The sequence below is a fragment of the Rhizobium sp. 01L410 genome, from assembly GCF_056400165.1.
The window spans coordinates 32,716-54,035 of sequence record NZ_JBFTST010000010.1 but is presented as its reverse complement, the minus strand read 5'-3'; the positions used below and the strand labels follow the sequence as shown (position 1 = coordinate 54,035).

The following is a 21,320-nucleotide window of genomic DNA, read 5'->3' as shown; positions in this document are numbered from 1 at the left end:
GAAACCTGCGGCTGGAAGCGGCAAGACTGTTGATGTGACAGGCGCGCCACCCGATCGGTGCTTTCGCCCGCGAGACCGGCTTTTGCCGATGGCGAGCGGATACGCCGTGCCTTCCTGCGCGCATTCAGCCAGCCACCGCAGAACATCCGCCGGACGCACAGAGCGAACAGGTCCCCTGAACTCGCGATCATTACCGCACGCGGAAGCTGTCTATTTCGCGGCGCCGTTGATCGGGCGTTGTCTCTCCATCCTCACGCAAGCTTAGCACGACACATATCCTGACAAGACGGCGGCAGGTAGGGCTGTAATCGTTGGTTGTGGGGTAAGTCATTTTTCGGCCGATAACGGCTTCGGTTGTTTTAGGCCTGACGATTTGCGGCAGCAATGCCGCATGTCGTGTTGGGAAGGCGGCCGCTTTACGCGCGCCGCATCGATAATGCTTGTCCCGCCCATCGGCTCGCTTCCAGCGATGCCTGTCGAACCATTTGTTTCTGCGTCTTGTTCCGTTGAGTTTGTTGCAAACCGCCCGAAGGCGGTGCGTGCGAACCTTTTGGACATCAGACGTGAGACGGTTACCGGCAACGCCAGTGCAAGGGCAACTAGATGACCTCGATCGCTTCCTTTACGACCGCCCAGATCAGAGCTCTCTCGACGAAGACGATCAAGGAGCTTTCGGCCGAGGATATCGGGTCGCTCTCTCCTGATCAGGTGAGGGTTCTCAGCAAGACGCAGATTTCTGCGCTCGAAGCGGAAGATATCAGACAGCTCGACTCAGCTCAGCTTGGTGCCATATCGGCCGGTGCGATTGCCGGTCTGGGACCGGAGCTACTCGCAGCGATCGACGCCGCGAAACTTGCCGCGCTTGGCGGGGCTCAGATCGCCGCCTTGAGCACGACCCAGCTTGCGGTCCTCACCCCCGAGCAGATCGAGGCTCTGACTCCCGATCAGATCAAGGGCCTGAGCGCCTCCCAGATTGCTTCGCTCGGGGCGGACGATATCGCCAAGTTTTCGGCAGAAGACGTCGGGGCGATCAGCCCCAAGGCGATCGGCGGCTTGCAGACCGAAGCAGTTTCCGCTCTCAGCGGCGAGCAGATCGCCGCATTGAGCACCGATCAGATCAAGGCGCTGACGGCAAAGCAGATCGCCGGCTTGACGCCTGGCCAGATCGCGTCGTTCTCCGAGAGCCAGATCGGCGCACTGTCGGCAGCCCAGGTCGGCACGCTGTCCAACACACAAATCGTCGGACTGACTGCCACACAGATCGCAAGCCTCAGCAACACGGCCATCACAGGTCTGAAGGCAACACAGATCGCCGCGATGAGCGATATCCAGCTTGAAGGCCTCAGTGTTGCCCAGGCAGCCGCACTGACCGCAACCCAGGTTGGCGCGCTGGGCGCCGATGACATCGCCAAATTCTCGCCCGACGAAATCGGAGCAATCAGCGCCAAGGCGTTTGCCGCGCTGAAGCCCGAAGCGATCGCGGCTCTCAGCGGCGAGCAGATTTCCAAGTTGAGCGCCGATCAGATCAGAATGCTGACGGTAAAGCAGGTTGCCAGCATAACGCCGGACCATCTCGGTGCATTCTCCGACCTGCAGATCAAGGCACTGTCGGCCACTCAGATCGGCGCACTGACGAATAGCCAGATCGGCGGCTTGACGGCAGCGCAGATCGGGCAGTTTAGCAACGCAGCTGTCAGTGGCCTGAAGGCGGCGCAGATTGCGGCAATGCGGGCGGATCAAGTGGCCGGCTTCACGGCAGCCCAGGCAGGAGTTCTAACCACGTCTCAGGCTTGGGGCTTCAGTGCAGCAAACGTCACCGGGCTGAGTGGCGACGCAGTTGCCGCCTTCAAGTCAATCAGCGGCTTTAACAATGCAGCAATTTCTGCGCTAAGCAGCAGCCAAATCGCCGAGCTCAGCACCAGCCAGATCAAGGTGTTGAGCACAAAGCAGATGCTCGCCTTTACACCGGACCAGCTCGCCGCGTTTTCCAGTGGACAGATCGATGCCCTGTCGGCAGCGCAGGTCGGAGCTCTCACCAACGCGCAGATCGCAGGATTCTCTGACGCCCAAATCGGCCAGCTTAACGTCAAGGCCATTCCAGGTCTGAAAGCGACGCAGATCGCAGCCCTGAGCGCAGATCAAGTGGCCGGTATGACTGCAGCGCAGATGGCTGTAATGACCGCCCTGCAGACCACTGGCTTCAGCGCCACGAACATTTCCAAAATGGCCGCCGATGCTGTTGCCGCGATCAATCCCAAGGCGATCAGCGGCCTCAAGAGCGAGGTCATCGCGGCTCTCGGAAATGACCAGCTCGCCGCATTGAGCGCGCTGCAGATCAAGGCTCTGACGCCAAGGCAGTTCGGCATGCTGACGCCTAGTCAGCTCGGCACCTTTTCCGACGCCCAGATGAGTGCTTTGTCGGCAATCCAGGCTGGTGCGCTGACCAACGATCAGATCAGCGGCCTTTCCGGTGCCCAGATCGGCCAGCTCAGCAACACGGCGTTGAGCGTTCTCAAGGCGAGCCAGATCGCTGCGATGACGGCCGAGCAGCTTGAGGGTCTAAGCGTTGCACAGGTTGCTGCCCTGACGGCAACGCAGGTCGGCGCATTGACGCCGGAGGATATCGCCACATTCTCGGACGACGAGATCGCGGCCATCAGCCCCAAGGCCATTGGCGCATTGCCGGCCAATACCATCGCTGCACTCACCGACACGCAGATCGGCATGCTGAGTGCGGATCAGATGAAAGCATTGACCGCCAAACAGATTGCAAGCTTCAGCCCTGCCCAGCTCGGAACGTTTTCCGAGACACAGATGAAAGCTTTGTCGGCAACGCAGACCGGTGCGCTGACCAACGCCCAGATCGGCGGATTTTCCGATATCCAGATCGGTCAACTTAGCAATGCTGCCATATCCGGCCTCAAGGCAACGCACATCGGCGCGATGACGGCTGACCAGCTTGGCGGTCTCACGGCAGCCCAGGCCGGGGCGCTGACGGCAGCGCAGACTGCCGGTCTTACGGCAACCAACGTCACCAAGCTGAGCGACGAAGCCATTGCCGCCCTCAACACCAAGGCGATCGGCGGCCTGAAGAGCGAGGCGATTGCAGCGCTCAGCAACGACCAGATCTCGATGTTGAGCGCTACGCAGATCAAGGCGTTTACGGCATCTCAAATAGCCAGCTTCACCCCCGATCAGCTCAGAGGTTTCAGCGACGAGCAGATCAATGCGCTGTCTGGAGCTCAAGCCGCATCGCTTGGCACGGCCCAGATTGCAGCATTGACGCCTGCTCAGATCGGTGAACTCAGCAACGCGGCCATTGCCGGTTTGAAGGCGGCGCAGATCGCGGCGATGAGCGCCGACCAACTGTCCGGACTGACAGCAGCGCAGGCCGCTGTTCTTGCCGCCGCGCAGGTTGCCGGGGTAAACCCGGGCAATTCCACGAAACTGCCCGTCGATGTTGTCGCCGCCATCCCCCCGAAGGCGATTGCGGGCATGAAGAACGAAACGATCGCTGCTCTGACCGACACCCAGATCGGCGAACTCAGCGCCGACCAGATCAAGGCATTCACTGTAGCGCAGATGGGCGGCTTCACTGCCGCTCAGCTCGGCAAGTTCACCGACGAGCAGGTTGGCGCGCTCTCAGCGGCTCAGGTCGGCGCGCTGACCAAGGAGCAGATCGCAGGTCTGTCCGCGGCGCAGATTGGCCAGCTCAGCGGCGCGGCCGTTGCAGGCCTTAAACCCACGCAGATTGCCGATATGACGGAAGCGCAGCGCGAAGGCCTGAGTGTCGCCCAAGCCGGCGCGCTGACGGCAGCTCAGATTGGTGCGCTCACCGCGGCCGACATAGCCAAGTTCTCCGACGAAGAGATTGCCGCGATCAATCCCAAGTCCATTTCCGGTCTGACCAACGCAGTGATCGCCGCTCTCACCCCAAGCCAGATCGGCAAGTTGAGTGCTGAACAGATCGCAGGCTTGCTGCCCAGCCAGGTTGCCAGCTTGACGGCAACGCAGCTCGGTAAGTTCACTGAAGAACAGATCGGCGCGATAACGGCGGCGCAGGCGGGTTCGCTGACCAATGACCAGATATCAGGTCTGTCCGGCGCGCAGATCGGACAGCTGAGCACCGCGGTTTTTGCCGGTTTGAAGTCCTCTCAGATTGCCGCAATGACGGCTGACCAGATTGCCGGGCTTACGGCCGCGCAGGCCGGTGCCTTGACCGCGGCACAAACGGCTGGCCTGACGGCAGCAAATATCGTCAAGCTTGGCGACGAGGCATTTGCCGCGATCAATCCCAAAGCCATCGCCGGCCTGACCAACGAGGCGATTGCCGCCTTGAGCGACAGCCAGATTGGAAAGCTAAGCGCGGAACAGATCGCTTCGGTCACTGCACAGCAAATCCCGGGCTTCACCGCAGCACAGCTCGGCAAACTTACCGAGCAGCAGATAGGCGCACTATCCGCGGCTCAGGTCGGCGCACTGACCGGCACACAGATCAGCAGCCTTACTGCCGCTCAGATCGGTCAAATCAGCAATACCGCCTTTGCCGGCCTGACCGCTATGCAGATCGCGGCGATGACGCCAGATCAGGTAGCCACGATCACTGCGGACAAGAGCGCTTTGCTAACTGCGGCACAGGTCGCCGGCTTCAGCGCGCTCGCTGTCAGCAAGCTGAGCGACGATGCCTTCGCGGCCATCGGCGCCACCGCGATTGGCGGCCTCAAGCCGGAGGCCATCAGCGTCCTCAGCGACAGCCAGATCGCCAAGCTCGGCGCTGACAAGCTCAAGGCTTTGACCGCATCGCAGATGCCCGGTTTCACGCCGGCTCAGCTCAGCAAGTTCACGGACGAGCAGATGGGGGCGTTGTCGGCGGTGCAAACCGGGGCGCTGACCAACGATCAGATTACGGCTCTCTCCGCTGCCCAGATCGGCCAGCTGAACAACGCTGCGGTTGCCGGCCTGACGCCGGCGCAGATCGCCGCCATGTCGGATACGCAGCTTGAAGCGCTCAGCGTTGCCCAGGTCGGCGCAATGACGGCCGCTCAGGTGGCCGCCCTGAGCCCGCAAGATATTGCGAAATTCACTGCCGACGAAGTGGCGGCTATCAGCCCAGCGGCGATAGCCGGCCTGAAGAATGACGCGATCGCGGCCCTTAGTACAGAACAGATGGGCAAGCTCAGCAAGGAGCAGATCGCCGGCCTGCTTCCGGCGCAGATCCCGGGCCTCACGCCTGCACAGCTTGGCGGGCTCACCGACGATCAGATCGGCGCCCTGTCGGCAGCGCAGGCTGGAGCACTGACCAACGGCCAGATCGCGGCGCTTTCTCCTGCGCAGATCGGCAAGATCAGCGCGACCGCCACCGTCGGCCTCAAGGCAAGCCAGATTACGGCCATGACCGCGGATCAGGTGGCCGGGTTGACCCCGGCTCAGATTGGCGGCTTCACCGCCCTGCAGGTGGCCGGATTGACGGTCGCAAACGTCTTCAAGCTGACGAATGAAGCAATCGGCGCCATCAATGCCAAGGCGATGATCGGCCTGCGGAGCGACGTCATCGCTGCCCTCAGCGATAGCCAGCTCGGCAAGCTCGGCCCCGATCAGCTGAAGGGGCTGACGCCGCAGCAGATTCCGAGCTTCAGCCCGGCTCAGCTTGCCAAGTTCACAGACGCTCAGCTCGGCGCTCTGACTGCCGCCCAGCTAGCCGGGATGAGTGCCGTGCAGATCGGCAGTCTGACCGCCGCACAGATCGGCAAATTCAGCGACACAGCTGTCGCCGGTTTCACGCCAGCCCAGATCGCCGCGATGACGGCTGACCAGATTGAAGGCTTCACACCGGCGCAGACGGCAAAGCTGAGTGCCGCACAGCTCGCCGCAATGGCGCCCGAGGATGTGGCGAAGTTCTCCGTCGAAGACATCGCCGCCATCGACACCGGGGCGATTTCCGGACTTTCCGTCGAGGACCTCAGGGGTCTCGACAAGAGCCACGCCAACGCCTTCACAAGCCCTCAGGTCCTGGCCATGAACGACCAACAGGTTGCAGCCGTTGTGGCGGCCTATAGCGACTTCTAGAGCGGTCTCCGGTTCCTGGCCGCTCCCCGTCAAGGATCGGGAGCGGCTATCAATTCAGCTGTGGCAGAAGCCTAACCTCCAACCAGCCCCTTCACCGGTACCGCGGTGACCAACGCCTCGCGGACGGATTGCAGGACGAGCGAGGCAAGGCGCGCCGTCGCCGCATCCGGATCCGCCTCCGCCCGGTGCAGCACAAGCCCGAGCGATGGCAGCGGCGGCAGTCCGGCAGCGCCGGGCGCAAGCGCTCCGACTTTTGACGGCAGACCGATCGGCGTGCGGATGGTGATCCCGAGGCCTGCCGCAGTCGCTGCCCACAGCCCGCCAAGGCTGGGGCTGACGAAAGAAAGGCGCCAGGGGATGTTGGCGCGGTCGAGAGCATTCGTGGCCGCGGTCCGCAGCAGGCACGGAGCTTCAAGCGAGGCCAGCGGCAGCGGCTCCCCGCTTTCGGCGCTCCACGGTGATGGCCCCGAGGCCGGGCCGATCCATTGCATCGGAACTTCGCCGATCGTCTCGCAATGCGCCGTCACCGTGCCGCTGCTCCAGGCGAGCGCCAGATCGAGCTTGCCAGTTGTCACCCGCTCGATCAGTTCGATATTGCGGACGACACGCGCTTCGATCCGGACCCTCGGGTGCGCCCGCGCGAAACGCCCGAGCACCTCTGGTAGCACGGTCTCGCCGAAATCCTCCTGCAGCCCGAGCCGCACCCATCCCTCCAGCTCGACGCTCTGGATTGCCGCCACCGCCTCGTCGTTCAGTTCAAGCAGACGGCGGGCATAGGCAAGCATAGTCTCACCGGCTTCGGTCAGCGCCAGGCCGCGCCCTGCCTTGCGGAAGATCGGCGTCCCCGCCTGCTCTTCAAGCTTCTTCAATTGCGCGCTGACGGCGGATGTGGAACGTCCCAGACGTTCGGAAGCCTTCGCGAAATTGCCGAGCTCCATGCCGGTCGCGAATGTTCGGAGAACATCCAGATCGAAATTCGTCTTGCGCATAATCAATCCCATTTTTCAGGATTATTGATCCAATATATTCTGATTTTTCGGATTAAACTGCCGTGCGATGCTCCTCCTGTCAAGATTTCAAACAAGGAGGCTCCCATGCCCTTCGTTCGCATTTCTCTTCTCAAAGGCAAATCGCCGGAATACCTGCGCGCCCTTTCGGACGGCATCCATCGCGCGCTCGTCGAGGCCTTCGACGTGCCACCTGCCGACCGTTTCCACGAAATCCAGCAGCATGAACCGGGCGAACTGATCTTCGACCGCAACTATCTCGCCGGTCCACGCTCCGACGACTTCGTGCTCTTCGCGATCCGCGCCGGCCGGCCGCGGACGACGGAGATGCGCAAGGCCTTTTTCAAGCGCGCCGCCGAATTGCTGACCGAGGCGCCGGGGCTTCGGAAGGAAGACATCATGATCACCATCGTCAGCTCTCAGCCCGACGAATGGTCCTTCGGCGACGGCCTGGCGCAGATGGCGGATGACGGCTGGCGCGCCCGCGCCATGGGAGAGCCGTCATGAGCGGCAATCCTCTCACGATGACCATCCGCCGCCCGGGAAACGTCACGCGCTCGCCCGATGGCGTGGCATCGGCACCCTTCTGGGTCGAGATGCTGCTCGAAGGCGAATCTCGCGGCGAGAACACGGCCATGCGGGCAACACTCGATCCCGGCACCGTCACCAACTGGCACACGCATCCGCGCGGTCAGCTGCTCTATGTCCTCTCCGGCATCGGCCGCGCCCAGCGCGACGGCGGCCCGGTGGAGGAACTCAGAACCGGCGACGCCGTCTGGTTCGCCCCACATGAGAAGCACTGGCATGGCGCGGCCGCCGGCAGCCCTTTCAGCTACATCAGCATCCAGGCGACCGACGGCGAACGCATCGTCGACTGGCTGGAACCCGTGGAGATATCCCGATGATCGCCATGCAATACAGCTTCATCCTGCCCGCCGATTACGACATGGGCATCATCGACCGCCGGATCCGCGACCGTGGGCAGGGCACCGATGGCTTGCCGCATCTAGGTTTCAAAGCCTATCTCAGCGCCAGAAAGGGCGAGTTCGGCAGTGCGGAAAATCTCTATGCGCCCTTCTATCTCTGGAACGAGCCTGAAGGCGCCAGCAATTTCATCACCGGGCCGGGCTTTGAGGCACTGACCCAGTCCTTCGGGCGCCCGAGCATCCGCCAGTGGATGGTCTGGCATGCAGCCACCGCGCCCGATCTTGGCAAGGCGCAGTTCGCGTCAAGCGAGGTACTCCCCATCGAGCCGCACGCGGATCTTGCCGGATTGAAAGTGCAGGAAACGGAGCGTGCGTCGCGAGCAGGCAGCAGGCGCGATGTGCTGGCCGCAATCTCGGCCTTCGAAGCGACGACGTGGTCGCTCGTCCGCTTCACGCTTTATCGCGGCGCGCCGCTGATATCAGGTGATGGCCAGATTTACCGGGTCGGTCATATGTCCCTGCCCGCTTAAGCCGATCTGCCCAAAAGAAAAAACCCGCCGTGTTCGCGGCGGGTTTTGTATTCCTGGCAATCTCTGAGGATCAGATGCCGCTGCGGCCGTCGGAGCCGATATAGGCGATGCGGATCATGTTGGTAGCACCAGGCGTGCCGAGCGGAACGCCGGCCGAGATGATGATGCGGTCGCCGGGCTTGCCGAAGCCTTCGTCGGCAACGATGCGGCAGGCGCGGTTGACCATGTCGTCGAGATCGGTCGCGTCGTGGGTAACGACGCAGTGCAGGCCCCAGACGATCGCCAGACGGCGGGCCGTCTTGATGATCGGCGACAGCGCCAGGATCGGCACCTGCGGGCGCTCGCGCGAGGCGCGCAGACCCGTCGTGCCCGACGAGGTGTAACAGACGATGGCCGAGAGCTTCAGCGTTTCGGCAATCTGGCGGCCGGCGAGCGAGATCGCGTCGGCACCGGTTGCCTCAGGCTGAGCGCGCTGCGCGTAGATGATCCCCGGGTAATGCGGCTCGCGCTCAATGGCGGTAGCGATCGACGCCATTGTGGCCACGGCTTCGACCGGATAGTCACCCGATGCCGATTCAGCCGAGAGCATGACGGCGTCGGCGCCTTCGAACACGGCAGTCGCAACGTCGGAGACTTCGGCGCGGGTCGGAACCGGTGCTGTGATCATCGATTCCAGCATCTGCGTCGCGACGACGACGGGCTTGCCCGAACGGCGGCAGGCGCGGATCAGCTGCTTCTGGATGCCGGGAACGGCTTCAAGCGGCATTTCGACGCCGAGGTCGCCACGGGCAACCATCAGGGCATCCGACAGCTCGATGATTTCTTCGATGCGCTCGATCGCCTGCGGCTTCTCAATCTTCGACATGATGCCGACGCGGCCCTTGGCGATCTTGCGCACTTCGGCGAGATCTTCCGGGCGCTGCACGAAGGAGAGCGCAACCCAGTCGACGTCGTCGGTGGCCAGAACGGCATCCAGATCGACGCGGTCCTTATCCGTCAGAACGCCGACGGTGAGCAGCGTATCGGGAAGGCTGACGCCCTTGCGGTCGGAAATCTTGGTGCCCGAGATAACCGTGGTGACGATGCTCTTGCCATCACACTTTTCAGCGCGAAGGGCGAGCTTGCCGTCGTCGATCAGCAGGCGGTGGCCCGGCTGTACCGATTCCAGGATTTCCGGGTGCGGCAGGAAGACGCGGGTGGCATCGCCGGGCGCTTCGTTGTTGTCGAGCGTAAAGGTCTGGCCGGGCTTCAGGTCGACCTTGGTATCGGCGAACTTGCCGACGCGAAGCTTCGGGCCCTGCAGGTCGGCGAGAATGCCGATCGGGCGGCCGGAGCGGGCTTCGACCGAGCGGATGCGCTGGATCAGCGAGCGCATCACGTCATGGCTCGCATGGCTCATGTTGATGCGGAAGACATCGGCACCAGCCTGGTGCAGCTTCTCGATCATCGCTTCGTCGCTGGAGGCGGGGCCGAGCGTGGCGAGGATTTTTACTTTGCGGTTACGCTTCATCAATTCGGGCTTTCTTGCGTTCCGGGCGTATCGGAAAGTTGGACCATCCAGCTACCCTGGCGGCCCGTATCATATTCCTTGAACCCCATCTTCTGGTAGCCACGGGCATAGCAATCATTGACGCCCGTGATCTTGAACTCGTTCTCCGCTACGCACATCTGCACATCGCCCGTCCAACGGCCTCCCCGGGCGGCATCTTCTGCGTAGAGGTAGTAATATCGCGACTGCAGCTCTCCTTCGATCAGCGTCGCGCAGGTCGTTGCCGGGACCTGCCACCAGCCTTCGGTGATCCAGCCATCCTTGGCACGATAGCCGATGGCGACGCCGACCAGATTTTGGGTGCCATTGCAGACGCGGAAATCCGCGCGTGCCGCGTTTGCGGCGAAGAATGGAATCATGGCTGCGAATGCGAACAAAGCGAGGCGGGCAAGCGGCCCGGACCGGGTGAGGAAACTTGGTGCGGCTTGCATCAACACGGCTTCCGATTTGCTCCCACGGTTATTCGTTTTCCCGTGCCTTCTTGCGCCGCCATCCCGCGAATGTCAACGCGATGCTAATCGATTATATTCCTTTCATAACCTGCTTGTGACCGGCGAGTCACGGCTGTTGCCGTCTCATCCCGCTTGAACCTCCGGCACGTGCATGCGATCAGTGGCGCCTTGCCCGAAATGACGAATGGCCCTTCGCTGATGGAAGACTTCAACCCCTTGGAAATCCTACCCGGCAATCATGACAGCGGCATGGTGATCCTCGGCGATCACGCCATGAACCGGCTGCCGGAAAGCTACGGCATGCTTGGCCTGCCGGAGACGGCCTTTGCCCGGCATATTGCTTACGACATCGGCATCGAGGGGCTGGTGCGCAGCCTCTCCACCAGGCTCGGCGTTCCCGCCGTCCTCGGCGGCTTCTCGCGGCTGCTGATCGATCCGAACCGCGGTGAGGACGACCCGACGCTAATCATGAAGATCTCGGATGGCGCCATCATTCCGGGCAACCACCCGATCTCCTCAGCCGAATGGCAGAACCGCATCGAGCGCTTCCACCGGCCCTATCACGATGCCGTAGCGGCGGAGATCGCCAAGGTGGCGAGTGCCACCGGCAAGGCGCCGCTGGTCCTGTCGCTGCATTCCTATACGCCCGCCTGGAAGGGTGTTCCCCGCCCGTGGCACGCAGCCGTCCTCTGGGACAGCGACCACCGCGCCGTCGGCCCGCTGCTTGACATGCTGCGCCGCGATCCCGATCTCATTGTCGGTGACAACGAGCCCTATGATGGTGCGCTGAAGGGTGACACCATGTACCGGCACTGCATGGTATCTGGCATTCCGCACGCCCTGCTCGAAATCCGTCAGGATCTGATCGGCAACGAGGCCGGCATCGCCGATTGGGCGGCGCGGCTGGCGCCGGTCTTCGAGGCGATGAATGCCGATCCGGTTCTGCACGAATACAAGGTGCACCCGTCGCGCACCGGCCCCTATGCATGAAGGAATCGATATGACCGACCTGACGAAAGAACAGCAGACAGAGTTCGAAGCCGCCGCCTTCCGCAGGCTGGTGGCGCATCTGCGCGATCGCACCGACGTCCAGAACATCGATCTGATGAACCTTGCAGGCTTCTGCCGCAACTGCCTGTCGAACTGGTACCGGGAAGCGGCCGAGGAAAACGGCGTAGCCGTAACCAGGGATCAATCCCGCGAGATCGTCTACGGAATGCCGTACGAGCAGTGGAAAACCCTTCACCAGAACGAGGCTTCGGAAGCACAGAAAGCCGCTTTCGACACGAACAACCCGCACAAATAAGCCGATGATGGCCGAAGGGGCTTGACCGCGGCGCCGCTTCACGGCAGTCAACGCCCACGAATTTCAATCCGCAAAAATCAGGAGAACACGGATGTCTGATGCTCACGGCGTCGCCCGCGATCAGCTTCGCGCTTTTGTCGAGCGTATCGAACGCCTGGAAGAAGAAAAGAAGACCATCGCCGACGACATCAAGGACGTCTACGGCGAAGCCAAGGGCATGGGCTTCGACACCAAGATCCTCAAGAAGGTCGTTGCCCTGCGCAAGAAGGACGAGCAGGAGCGCATGGAAGAAGATGCGATCCTCGACACCTACCTCCATGCGCTCGGCATGATCGAGTCGCCGCCGGAAGGTTGAGCCGCGACTGCATAGTTCAAAAGCCGCCAGGCCCCGCGCCTCGGCGGCTTTTTCTATGGCCTGACGGGTACACAAACAAAAAAAGCCGCCGGATCGCTCCAGCGGCCTTTGTCAAACTATTGGACGTCTCAGTTCGTGTTGAACTTCTTCACTTCCATGAAGTTGACGGCCGTGCCGCTGAAACGGCCGGGGTCGATGGAAGCGGTCTTGACGTTGAAGCCTTCGGCATAGACGGCGGTCGGCTGTGCGCGGAGCGTCTGGCTGACGAAGCGCGGCGCCTTGACCGGCTTGGTGACCATTTCGAGACGCGCATTGGTGAGCGCCCACTGCGAGATCATCTTCTGCGTCAGCTTGGGCTCGGTGCGAACCGAAGCGCGGCCTGCATCGGCGGCAGCAGCAACGGCCTTGGTCGGACGTCCACCCTTGGACGGCGTGACAGGAACGGCATCATCAACGCTGACCTGCTGCTGAGGCAGATCGAAGTTATCGCCGAAGCTCGCAGACTTTGTCGGCGCAAGTGCTGCAAGCTGCACCGGCGTCTTGGCGGCGACAAGCTTCGATCCGGGCATAGCGGCATTGATCGCCTGCTCGACCGTCGCCGGCGCGAGAGCAGCAACCTGCGGACCGGAAGCAGCGCTATCCTTGTCGAGCTGCTGTGCAACGGCAGGAGAAAGCTGTTCGGCTTCCGCTTCGTCGCCCGCAGCATCTGGATCAGCATCAGCAGCTGCAGCCAGAAGGTTTTCGGCAGCAACAGGACGATCAACAGGCGTCGGAACAGGAATGGACGGATCGACGGAAGCCACTTCCGCATCACCCGGCTCGCGGCGCTGGCCAAGCAGCTCCGGAACAGGAACATGATAGGTGCTGAGATCGGCAAACTGCTGCGGCTGGTCTTCCTGCGCGGTCGCGGCAGCAAGAGCCTGCTGGGCTGCATTGCCCGAATTGGCCGGAAGCATCGCATTGGCGACCTCGCCACCGCCAAGCTGACCGGCGAATGCCGGACGAACCTGCGGAACCGGCGCATTAACCGCGGCAACCTGAACTTCTTCCTGCACCGGCTCGGCCGCGGCAGCCGGAGCTTCAGGCTTGGTCGGCGTTGCCTTGGCAACAGCGACCGGAGCCGAATCGTCCGAGCTGTCCTCTTCTTCGTCCGCACCGCCACCGAACAACGCTGCAAACAGCGTCTTCGGCTTCTTCGTTTCCGAGAGATTATCGCCGCCGACGGCAGCGACGAGCTGGTCGGAATTCACACGGCGCTTGTAGTCGGCCAATGCCTGCTGGTAGCCGGGAAGCGGCGTGCCGTCGGCAGGGATATGAAGCGTGTTGCCTTTCGGGAAGAGGCGGACGAGCTCATCGCGGCTCATGCGCGGCCAGGCACGAACGCCGCCGACATCCATATGCACGAATGGCGAACCAGACTTGGGATAGAAGCCGACACCGCCGACCTGCATCTTCATGCCGATCGCACGCAGCGTCGCTAGCTTCACGTCAGGAATGAAGAAGTCCATCGCCTTGCCGAGCATATGCTGGCTCTTCTCGGCGACACCGGAATTGCGCGAACGCGACTTCAGCATCGCATTGGTGCCCGGCGAGCGGAAACCGCAGACGACGTTGATGTAATCTTTCGAGCCACTCTGGCGGTAGACTTCCCAGATCAGGTCGAACAGATGCGGATCCATCTTCGTCGGCTGGTTCTTGCGCCAGTCGCGAAGGAATCGATTCAGCTGCTCAAGACCCTTCGGGTCGAACTTGCCGTTGCGCTTGTAGGTGATGACGGCCTTTTCACCCGTATGGATGAAATAGAGCTTCAGGCTGCGTGTTTCGCCGGCCGCTTCGGAAGGCGTGCCGACGAATACAGGTGAGGATACCGCAAGCGCGAGGAGGGCGGCCATTGCCGTCCGGACCACCTTTCCGCCAACGTTGGCGCACAGCGTACGCCAGCTCAAGCGCGAAGGCTTGGTATGCTCATTCAGATCCGGCAAACTCAATCCCCGTCAGACTGCCAAATGTCCGGCTGTCCCAATGACTGTCAAATGCGGTGACACGATGGCAAAAATGCCACACACGATCAACCTTTTCTTTACATAGTCAACGATCGACTAACAAGTGGTTTATGAACAGTAACCGAACATGCTTGCGGGAATATTAACGGATTGTGGACTAAGCGGCGTCCCTCTGGGGATTATCGGGGTCAATGCCGTAGTCCTTCAGCTTGCGATACAGCGTCGAACGGCCGATCCCCAGTTTCCTCGCCACTTGACTCATCTGGCCCCGGTAGAATTTAAGGGCGAATCGGATCAACTCCTCTTCGACATCAGCAAGTTTCCTCACCTCGCCGGCCGGATTGACGCTCGCGATCGCGTTTTCGGCGCTATCGGCGTGACGATGCGCAGCATCGAGAACCGAGGGCGGCGGAACGCTGTAATCGGATGCCGCAAACTCCGCATCGTGATCGCGATGCGTGTTGTCGGCGACCAGCGCCAAGTGATCGACCACATCGTATTCCGGCAGTTGCGCCGCAATCTGCGGGAAATCAGATTCCGTCAGCTCAGAGCCTTCCGCCAGTACGACAGCACGGAAGATGGCGTTTTCCAGCTGCCGGATGTTGCCCGGCCAGTCGTAAGCCGTCAGCAGTGCCAGCGCACCGGAATTGACGGTCATGCGATACCCGTTCTTCTGCTCCGATGAGAACCGGTCGGTGAAGACGCGCACCAGATGCGGAATGTCTTCCTTGCGCTTGCGCAGCGCCGGAATGGTGATCGGGAAGACGTTGAGGCGGTAATAGAGATCCTCCCGGAAGTGGCCGTTCTTGACCTCCTCGATCAGATCCTTGTTGGTCGCCGAAATCAGCCGGACATTGACCTTATGTGCGGTGCGGGCACCGACGGTCTCGATCTCGCCCTGCTGGACGGCGCGCAGCAGCTTGACCTGAACCTCGAGCGGCAGGTCGCCGATCTCATCGAGGAAGATCGTGCCGCCATCGGCCTCCATGAACTTTCCGGTATGGCGCTCGGTCGCGCCCGTGAACGCGCCCTTCTCATGGCCGAACAGGATGCTCTCGACCAGATTATGCGGGATAGCACCACAGTTGACTGTTACGAACGGCTTGCCGGAACGGTCGCCGGCAGACTGGATCGCCCGGGCAACAAGCTCCTTGCCGACGCCGGACTCGCCTTCGAGCACAACAGGAATGTTCGATTGCGCGGCACGCTGCGCCAGATCAATGACGCGGAGCATCGCCGGGCTTGCCGACACGATATCATCGAAGCCAACGACGCCGGAGCGCGAACGGCGGCCGGCGCGGGCCTTCACTTCGCGCTGGTCGAGCTTCATCGCATTGGCGATCGAGGTGGCGATCCGCTCGGGCGAGACAGGCTTGACGACGAAATCGAAGGCGCCGGCGCGCATCGCCTGGACCACCGTTTCGATGCCGCCCTGCCCGGTCTGTACGATCACCGGGATCTGTGTGCCGAATTCGTGCACCGCTTCCAGGAATTCGAGACCGGTCATCTCCGGCATCATCAAATCGAGCACGATGACGTTGAAGAGGCCGGCATCGCGCTTGACCATCTCCAGGCCGATGCGGCCATTCTCTGCCTGATGGACGACGTGCCCGTGGCGCTCGATTGCGTTCTTCAACAGACGGCGCTGTACCGGGTCATCCTCGACCACGAGTATCTGCCCTGCCCCTTTGAGCTCATTGTAACCGGTCATTGTCGCCTCACTTCATGCGAAACCTAGGTTGCACTCTGCCTGAAAGGCTTGAACATCCAGTTTTGAGAAATAATTGCATTTTAACGATTGTGACGATGGCGAATCCGTATCGAACCGGGGCCTTTAACGCGCCGAAAGCCCCTTGATGCGGGACCTTCCGGCGCTTAGGTAGTCAGACCTGTTTTGAATGAGGAAGAGGAGCTTCGCCATGAATCTTGCGCTCAACGCTGCCGGTCTTAATTTCTCGGCAACATCTGCCGGTGGCGCGGCCGACGCTGCCCTCGGCGACCTTCCGGTCTGGAAACTGCAGGACCTCTACCCTTCGGCAACCTCGACGGCCTTTAACAGTGACATGGAAAAGGCAGGCAAGAACGCGGTCGCCTTCGAGGAGAAATGGAAAGGCAAGCTTGCCGAAGCCGCCACCAAGACCGGCGCCGATGGCATCGGTCAGGCACTGAAAGAATATGAAGCGCTCGACGACATCATCGGCCGTCTCGGCTCGTTTGCCGGCCTCACCTATTTCTCCGACACGACGAGCCCTGTTAACGGCAAGCTGTATGGCGACGTGCAGGCGCGCGTCACCGAATTCTCCGGGCACCTCTTGTTCTTCGCGTTGGAACTGAACCGCATCGACGACGCCGTCATCGATGCCTGCATGGAAAACGACCCGGCCGCCGGGCACTACCGCCCCTGGCTTGTCGACCTGCGCAAGGACAAGCCCTATCAGCTGGATGACAAGCTGGAGCAGCTCTTCCTCGAAAAGTCGATGACATCGGCCGCCGCCTTCAACCGCCTGTTCGACGAGACGATGGCCGAGCTTCGCTATGAGATCGACGGTGAGAAGGTGCCGCTCGAAGTCGCGCTCAACATGCTGCAGGACCCCGATCCGGAAGCCCGCCACAAGGCAGCGATGGCGCTGGCCGAAACCTTCAAGACCAACATCCGCGTCTTCACGCTGATCACCAATACGCTCGCCAAGGATAAGGACATCGCCGACCGCTGGCGCGGTTTTGAGGATATCGCCGACTCCAGGCACCTTGCCAACCGTGTCGAGCGCGAAGTGGTCGATGCCCTGGCTGCCGCCGTCAAGCAGGCCTATCCCCGGCTGTCGCACCGCTATTACAAGATGAAGGCGAAATGGCTCGGAATGGACCAGATGAATTTCTGGGACCGCAACGCACCGCTGCCGGAAACCTCGAACGCCGTCATTTCCTGGAACGAGGCGAAGGATACCGTTCTCTCGGCCTATGGCAACTTCGCCCCCGAGATGGCCGATATCGCCAGGCGCTTCTTCGACGAACAGTGGATCGACGCGCCGGTTCGCCCCGGCAAGGCGCCCGGCGCCTTCGCGCATCCGACGGTGCCGTCGGCTCATCCCTATGTGCTCGTCAATTACATGGGCAAGCCGCGCGACGTGATGACGCTCGCCCACGAGCTCGGCCACGGCGTGCATCAGGTTCTGGCCGGTGGACAGGGCGCGCTGATGTGCCAGACGCCGCTGACGCTGGCCGAGACCGCCTCCGTCTTCGGCGAAATGCTGACCTTCCGCGCCCTGCTCGACAAGACGGCCGACAAGCGCGAGCGCAAGGCGATGCTTGCACAGAAGGTCGAGGACATGATCAACACGGTCGTGCGCCAGATCGCCTTCTACGAATTCGAGCGCAAGCTGCACACCGCGCGCAAGGCCGGCGAACTGACCTCCGACGATATCGGCGAACTCTGGCTCTCGGTCCAGTCCGAAAGCCTCGGACCGGCGATCAAGATTTCCGAGGGTTACGAGACCTACTGGGCCTATATCCCGCACTTCATCCACTCGCCCTTCTATGTCTACGCCTACGCCTTCGGCGACTGCCTGGTGAACTCGCTCTATGCCGTCTACCAGAAGGCCGACAAGGGTTTTCAGGACAAGTATTTCGAGCTCCTGAAGGCCGGCGGCACCAAGCATCACTCCGAGCTCCTGAAGCCTTTCGGCCTCGACGCCACCGATCCGTCGTTCTGGAGCAAGGGACTGTCGATGATCGAGGGGCTGATCGACGAATTGGAAGCTTTGGATAAGGGCTGAAGCGATAGGCCTCCTTCTCGCGGGGAGAAGGTCGACGAAGGGCGATCAGCGAGACGGCTTTCCGCATGTCAGGCGGGTTACGCCGTCCTTGCTGCCGTCCAAGAGAGAACGAATGACGCCAACCCACCCACTCCCTCATTCCTGTGCTCGTCACAGGAATCCAGCCACGGCGCGTCTGCGCCGTGAAGGGAGTCTTTCGCGCCCAAGGACTTGGGCGCACTGGATTCCTGTGACAAGCACAGGAATGAGGGAGGCGTAAATTGAGCCCATTCATCCTCTTCCGCGACGACACTACAGAACAGACGATGCTCTTCGCCGAGCCATCCGAAACCATAATCGCGAACGACCGAGCCGAATTCTTCCCTGCCCTGCAGCGAATGCAAGACGCCAAAGCCGCAGGCAAATGGCTGGCGGGCTACATCTCCTATGAGGCCGGCTACCTCTTCGAAGACAAGCTCGCCCCCAAACTCCCCGCCGATCGCCAGTCACCACTCCTCCGCTTCGGCGTCTTCGACCGCCCGGCACCGGATGACCAACCCCTGTCGCAGCCGGTGCGCCGCAGCGACAACGAGGAATTCCTGACAGCCCCGAAAGCCGGCTGGGATTTCGATACCTACAAGACCCGCTTCGACCGCCTCCATTGGCATCTGCGCCAGGGCGATTGCTACCAAGCAAACTTGACGATGCCGGTTGAGGCACGCTGGAACGGCGATCCGCTCGCCGCCTTCTGGTCGCTGATCGAGCGCCAGCCGGTCAAATACGGCGCCTATGCCGATCTCGGCGGTCCGATCATACTCTCGCGCTCGCCGGAACTCTTCTTCCGCACCGATGAGGACGGCTGGATCGAGACGCATCCGATGAAGGGCACCGCCCGGCGCGGGGCCGATGCGGCAGAGGATGAAGCCATCAAAGCTGCCATGCTGGCCGATGTGAAGACCCAGGCCGAAAACCGGATGATCGTCGATCTCCTGCGCAACGATATTTCGCGCATCACCGAGGTCGGCACGCTCGACGTGCCAAAACTCTTCGACATCGAGAGCTACCCCACGGTGCACCAGATGGTGAGCCATGTGCAGGCGAAGCTGCTTCCCGATCTGACGATCCGCGATATCTTCGCCGCTCTCTTCCCCTGCGGCTCGATCACTGGCGCCCCCAAACTCAGCGCCATGCAGATCCTCGACGATCTCGAGGACCAGCCGCGCGATGTCTATTGCGGTGCCATCGGCATGATCGCCCCCTCGGGTGCCATGCGCTTCTCCGTCGCCATCCGTACCATCAGTCTTTTCGAGGACGGCCGCGCCGTCTTCAATGTCGGCGGCGGGATCGTTTTCGATTCCACTGCGGAGGCCGAATATGACGAGTGCCTGTTGAAGGCGCGGTTTGCGATCGGCGACCAGGAGATCGCCCGATGAGCGATTTCTCGCTGATCGAGACGCTGCGCTGGGAACCGGAGGCTGGTTTCATTCGGCTGCGACTTCATCTCGCCCGCCTCGAACGCTCTGCCCGCCGTATCGGCTTTCCCGTTCCTCGGGCTGCGGCGGAAGCTCTGGAAGAGGCGGTTCGCGATGCGGCGGCCCCGCTCCGTGTCCGGCTGACCTTCGACGCCAATGGCCGGATCGAGGTGACCAGCGCCCCCTTCGTGCCGTTGGCGCCTGACACCATCTGGAGAGTGAAGCTGGCCACCCGGCGCCTTGATAGCAGCGACAGGCTGCTGCGCATCAAGACGACCCGCCGCGAGGTCTATGAGACGGCGCGGGCGGAATATGCAGCTGCTGATGCCGACGAAGTGCTGATGCTCAATGAGAAGGATGAGGTCTGCGAGGGTACCATTACCTCGGTCTTCCTCGATGACGGCTCTGGCATTCTGCGCACGCCGCCGATCTCCTGCGGTCTGCTGGCGGGCGTGTTGCGCACCGAGCTGATCTGCCAGCGCAAGGCGCGCGTTGGCCGCATCGGTCTTGCCGATGTCGCCGCCGGCAAGCTCTACATGGGCAACTCGCTGCGCGGATTGATCTCCGCCATGCTCCTGCCTTAGGCGACGATCTTCAGCCGATCGCGGCCGCTCTGCTTGGCAACATAGAGTGCCTCGTCCGCCCGCGCGTAGATCTGCTGCACCGTATCGCCGATCCTGAGCTCTGCCAGCCCGGCGGAGCAGGTATAGGAAAATGCCGGCGAAGCCAGCAGCGGCCGCGCAACGCGGACACGGTCGAGCACCCGGTCGATGATCTTCTCCCCCTGTTCCAGCGTCGTATCCGGCAAAACCAGCATGAACTCCTCGCCGCCGATCCGCCCGAAACTGTCGCGGCGACGGACCATCGGCTGGACGCGGCGGGCAAAATCGATCAGCACCAGATCCCCCACCTGATGGCCGAAGCTATCGTTGATCCGCTTGAAGAAATCGAGATCGATGATGCACATGCAGCCACTGATAGACATGGCCGAACCCTGCCGCAGGATCATGTTCTCAACCGCCGCCATCATGAAACGCCGGTTCGAAATGCCCGTCAGCTCGTCGGTCTGCGATGCTTTCAGTGCGAAGTCGCGATCCTGCCGGAGATCGCGCTGGCTGGTCTTCATATGCGTGATGTCGCTGGCGATACAGAGCATCCAGCCGTCGCGCTGAACCGTCTCCGTCATCCAGAACCAGCGGCCATCGACGACATCGGTCTCGAAGGCGCGGAACGGCAGCTTGCCGCGGCGCGATTGCGCCGAAATCAGCCAAGCCTCGAAATCGGCTGTACGGATGATCGTACCGCGTCCGGCCTTGGTGTTGCGGCGCATGAGTTCGGCCCATGTGGGCGTTTCGTCCGGCTCGATGGCGAAGATGGAGCGAAAGGCGGCGTTCGCATATTGCAAACGGTCATCCTGATCGTAGAGCCCGATCAGCACGGCACTTTCTTCCTGCAACTCCGCAAGCCGCTCCGATATCTGGGTCATCCGATGGTCCCGGGCGTGCTGTGGCGATGTGTGGCACATTGCGGCGAAAGTCTAAAAAGAAGATGGATGGACCAGTCCCATTTCGGTTATCAACAGCCTCATAACGGCACACAGCTTTCAGGATCGGAACATGTTCATTCTCTCCCTCACCTACGTGAAGCCCAACGAGGAGGCCGACAAACACATGGAGACGCACATGGCCTGGGTGAAGGAAGGCTATGCAAAAGGCTGGTTCCTCGCCTCCGGCCGCAAGGTCCCGCGCACCGGCGGCGTGATTTTCGCCACTGGCGACCGGTCCGAGATCGAAGCCTATGTCGCGGCCGATCCTTTCACGGTGCACGGCGTTGCGGAGTATGAGGTGACGGAAGTGGCATTGACGACGGTCAATGAGGGATTGGAAGCTTTGAAGGGGTAAA

17 protein-coding genes and 1 pseudogene are annotated in these 21,320 nt (G+C 61.8%); 12 read left to right on the top strand and 6 right to left on the bottom strand.

All coding sequences use genetic code 11. The features are described from left to right. Positions 1-2 precede the first annotated feature (2 nt). Both AC1DV9_RS21060 and AC1DV9_RS21055 read left to right on the top strand, forming a co-directional pair. Positions 3-153, top strand: a pseudogene (locus AC1DV9_RS21060) (helix-turn-helix domain-containing protein); the annotation flags it as partial. 450 nt (positions 154-603) lie between these two features. Continuing rightward, positions 604-6,066, top strand: a complete 5,463-nt coding sequence (locus tag AC1DV9_RS21055; RefSeq protein WP_477949918.1) for a beta strand repeat-containing protein — start codon at positions 604-606, stop codon at positions 6,064-6,066. A 71-nt stretch (positions 6,067-6,137) separates the two neighbouring features. Here AC1DV9_RS21055 and AC1DV9_RS21050 read toward each other — a convergent pair whose 3' ends face one another. Next, entirely contained in the window at positions 6,138-7,055 is a 918-nt protein-coding gene (locus AC1DV9_RS21050) for a LysR substrate-binding domain-containing protein (RefSeq protein WP_477949917.1), read from the bottom strand. Positions 7,056-7,160: 105 nt separating this feature from the next. Here AC1DV9_RS21050 and AC1DV9_RS21045 point away from each other — a divergent pair, with 105 nt between their 5' ends. From AC1DV9_RS21045 to AC1DV9_RS21035, 3 genes are read left to right on the top strand one after another with little or no spacing between them, the layout of a single operon-like run. After that, a complete protein-coding gene (locus tag AC1DV9_RS21045; RefSeq protein WP_310297184.1) occupies positions 7,161-7,580 on the top strand; it encodes a tautomerase family protein in 420 nt (139 codons plus the stop codon). Continuing rightward, on the top strand, positions 7,577-7,978 hold the full coding sequence (locus AC1DV9_RS21040) for a cupin domain-containing protein (protein WP_477949916.1): 402 nt from the start codon (positions 7,577-7,579) through the stop codon (positions 7,976-7,978). Before AC1DV9_RS21045 ends, AC1DV9_RS21040 begins: the two co-directional genes overlap by 4 nt. Beyond that, the gene (locus tag AC1DV9_RS21035) at positions 7,975-8,529 is read left to right on the top strand and encodes a DUF4865 family protein (protein WP_477949915.1); all 555 of its coding nucleotides are present in this window, start codon (positions 7,975-7,977) and stop codon (positions 8,527-8,529) included. The genes AC1DV9_RS21040 and AC1DV9_RS21035 overlap by 4 nt, the downstream gene beginning before the upstream one ends. 70 nt (positions 8,530-8,599) lie before the next feature. On the opposite strand, the gene pyk is transcribed toward AC1DV9_RS21035, so the two are convergent. Further along, the gene (gene pyk, locus AC1DV9_RS21030) at positions 8,600-10,039 is read right to left on the bottom strand and encodes a pyruvate kinase (RefSeq protein ID WP_112385514.1); all 1,440 of its coding nucleotides are present in this window, start codon (positions 10,037-10,039) and stop codon (positions 8,600-8,602) included. Further along, positions 10,039-10,509, bottom strand: coding sequence for a DUF1036 domain-containing protein (locus AC1DV9_RS21025; RefSeq protein ID WP_477949914.1), 471 nt, complete (start codon positions 10,507-10,509; stop codon positions 10,039-10,041). Before AC1DV9_RS21025 ends, pyk begins: the two co-directional genes overlap by 1 nt. A gap of 219 nt (positions 10,510-10,728) precedes the next feature. On the opposite strand from AC1DV9_RS21025, the gene AC1DV9_RS21020 reads away from it, so the two are divergent. The 3 genes from AC1DV9_RS21020 to AC1DV9_RS21010 all read left to right on the top strand — a co-directional run bounded on the left by AC1DV9_RS21020 (position 10,729) and on the right by AC1DV9_RS21010 (position 12,191). After that, on the top strand, positions 10,729-11,520 hold the full coding sequence (locus AC1DV9_RS21020) for an N-formylglutamate amidohydrolase (protein WP_477950038.1): 792 nt from the start codon (positions 10,729-10,731) through the stop codon (positions 11,518-11,520). A 10-nt stretch (positions 11,521-11,530) separates the two neighbouring features. Next, positions 11,531-11,836: a DUF1244 domain-containing protein gene (locus AC1DV9_RS21015; RefSeq protein WP_477949913.1), complete on the top strand. Its 306-nt coding sequence runs from the start codon at positions 11,531-11,533 to the stop codon at positions 11,834-11,836. A 91-nt stretch (positions 11,837-11,927) separates the two neighbouring features. Beyond that, positions 11,928-12,191: a DUF2312 domain-containing protein gene (locus tag AC1DV9_RS21010; RefSeq protein ID WP_007822869.1), complete on the top strand. Its 264-nt coding sequence runs from the start codon at positions 11,928-11,930 to the stop codon at positions 12,189-12,191. 128 nt (positions 12,192-12,319) lie between these two features. Here the strand turns inward: AC1DV9_RS21010 and AC1DV9_RS21005 are convergent, their stop codons facing one another. Both AC1DV9_RS21005 and AC1DV9_RS21000 read right to left on the bottom strand, forming a co-directional pair. Next, positions 12,320-14,173, bottom strand: coding sequence for a peptidoglycan L,D-endopeptidase MepK (locus tag AC1DV9_RS21005; protein ID WP_477949912.1), 1,854 nt, complete (start codon positions 14,171-14,173; stop codon positions 12,320-12,322). A 178-nt stretch (positions 14,174-14,351) separates the two neighbouring features. Further along, complete coding sequence (locus AC1DV9_RS21000) at positions 14,352-15,905, bottom strand: sigma-54-dependent transcriptional regulator (RefSeq protein WP_477949911.1); 1,554 nt, start codon at positions 15,903-15,905, stop codon at positions 14,352-14,354. A gap of 208 nt (positions 15,906-16,113) precedes the next feature. Here AC1DV9_RS21000 and AC1DV9_RS20995 point away from each other — a divergent pair, with 208 nt between their 5' ends. The 3 genes from AC1DV9_RS20995 (at position 16,114) to AC1DV9_RS20985 (ending at position 20,002) form a co-directional block, all read left to right on the top strand. Further along, complete coding sequence (locus AC1DV9_RS20995; RefSeq protein ID WP_477949910.1) at positions 16,114-17,967, top strand: M3 family oligoendopeptidase; 1,854 nt, start codon at positions 16,114-16,116, stop codon at positions 17,965-17,967. Between the two features lie 305 nt (positions 17,968-18,272). After that, on the top strand, positions 18,273-19,379 hold the full coding sequence (locus AC1DV9_RS20990; RefSeq protein WP_477950037.1) for an aminodeoxychorismate synthase component I: 1,107 nt from the start codon (positions 18,273-18,275) through the stop codon (positions 19,377-19,379). Next, entirely contained in the window at positions 19,376-20,002 is a 627-nt protein-coding gene (locus AC1DV9_RS20985; protein WP_477949909.1) for an aminotransferase class IV family protein, read from the top strand. The genes AC1DV9_RS20990 and AC1DV9_RS20985 overlap by 4 nt, the downstream gene beginning before the upstream one ends. Here AC1DV9_RS20985 and AC1DV9_RS20980 read toward each other — a convergent pair. Further along, the gene (locus AC1DV9_RS20980; RefSeq protein ID WP_477949908.1) at positions 19,999-20,904 is read right to left on the bottom strand and encodes a GGDEF domain-containing protein; all 906 of its coding nucleotides are present in this window, start codon (positions 20,902-20,904) and stop codon (positions 19,999-20,001) included. The two genes, AC1DV9_RS20985 and AC1DV9_RS20980, sit on opposite strands and share 4 nt — an antisense overlap. Positions 20,905-21,034: 130 nt before the next feature. Between AC1DV9_RS20980 and AC1DV9_RS20975 the strand changes: the two genes are divergently transcribed. After that, positions 21,035-21,319, top strand: coding sequence for a YciI family protein (locus AC1DV9_RS20975; RefSeq protein WP_477949907.1), 285 nt, complete (start codon positions 21,035-21,037; stop codon positions 21,317-21,319). The last annotated feature ends 1 nt before the right edge of the window (position 21,320 follow it).

Bases quoted from the DNA above. Each gene is read 5' to 3' on its own strand.
- AC1DV9_RS21010 (WP_007822869.1), top strand. From the start codon at position 11,928: ATGTCTGATGCTCACGGCGTCGCCCGCGATCAGCTTCGCGCTTTTGTC.
- AC1DV9_RS20975 (WP_477949907.1), top strand. From the start codon at position 21,035: ATGTTCATTCTCTCCCTCACCTACGTGAAGCCCAACGAGGAGGCCGAC.
- AC1DV9_RS20980 (WP_477949908.1), bottom strand. From the start codon at position 20,904: ATGACCCAGATATCGGAGCGGCTTGCGGAGTTGCAGGAAGAAAGTGCC.
- AC1DV9_RS21045 (WP_310297184.1), top strand. From the start codon at position 7,161: ATGCCCTTCGTTCGCATTTCTCTTCTCAAAGGCAAATCGCCGGAATAC.
- AC1DV9_RS21040 (WP_477949916.1), top strand. From the start codon at position 7,577: ATGAGCGGCAATCCTCTCACGATGACCATCCGCCGCCCGGGAAACGTC.
- AC1DV9_RS21000 (WP_477949911.1), bottom strand. From the start codon at position 15,905: ATGACCGGTTACAATGAGCTCAAAGGGGCAGGGCAGATACTCGTGGTC.
- pyk (WP_112385514.1), bottom strand. From the start codon at position 10,039: ATGAAGCGTAACCGCAAAGTAAAAATCCTCGCCACGCTCGGCCCCGCC.
- AC1DV9_RS21025 (WP_477949914.1), bottom strand. From the start codon at position 10,509: ATGCAAGCCGCACCAAGTTTCCTCACCCGGTCCGGGCCGCTTGCCCGC.
- AC1DV9_RS21035 (WP_477949915.1), top strand. From the start codon at position 7,975: ATGATCGCCATGCAATACAGCTTCATCCTGCCCGCCGATTACGACATG.
- AC1DV9_RS20990 (WP_477950037.1), top strand. From the start codon at position 18,273: ATGCTCTTCGCCGAGCCATCCGAAACCATAATCGCGAACGACCGAGCC.
- AC1DV9_RS21050 (WP_477949917.1), bottom strand. From the start codon at position 7,055: ATGCGCAAGACGAATTTCGATCTGGATGTTCTCCGAACATTCGCGACC.
- AC1DV9_RS21055 (WP_477949918.1), top strand. From the start codon at position 604: ATGACCTCGATCGCTTCCTTTACGACCGCCCAGATCAGAGCTCTCTCG.
- AC1DV9_RS20995 (WP_477949910.1), top strand. From the start codon at position 16,114: ATGAATCTTGCGCTCAACGCTGCCGGTCTTAATTTCTCGGCAACATCT.
- AC1DV9_RS21015 (WP_477949913.1), top strand. From the start codon at position 11,531: ATGACCGACCTGACGAAAGAACAGCAGACAGAGTTCGAAGCCGCCGCC.
- AC1DV9_RS20985 (WP_477949909.1), top strand. From the start codon at position 19,376: ATGAGCGATTTCTCGCTGATCGAGACGCTGCGCTGGGAACCGGAGGCT.
- AC1DV9_RS21020 (WP_477950038.1), top strand. From the start codon at position 10,729: ATGGAAGACTTCAACCCCTTGGAAATCCTACCCGGCAATCATGACAGC.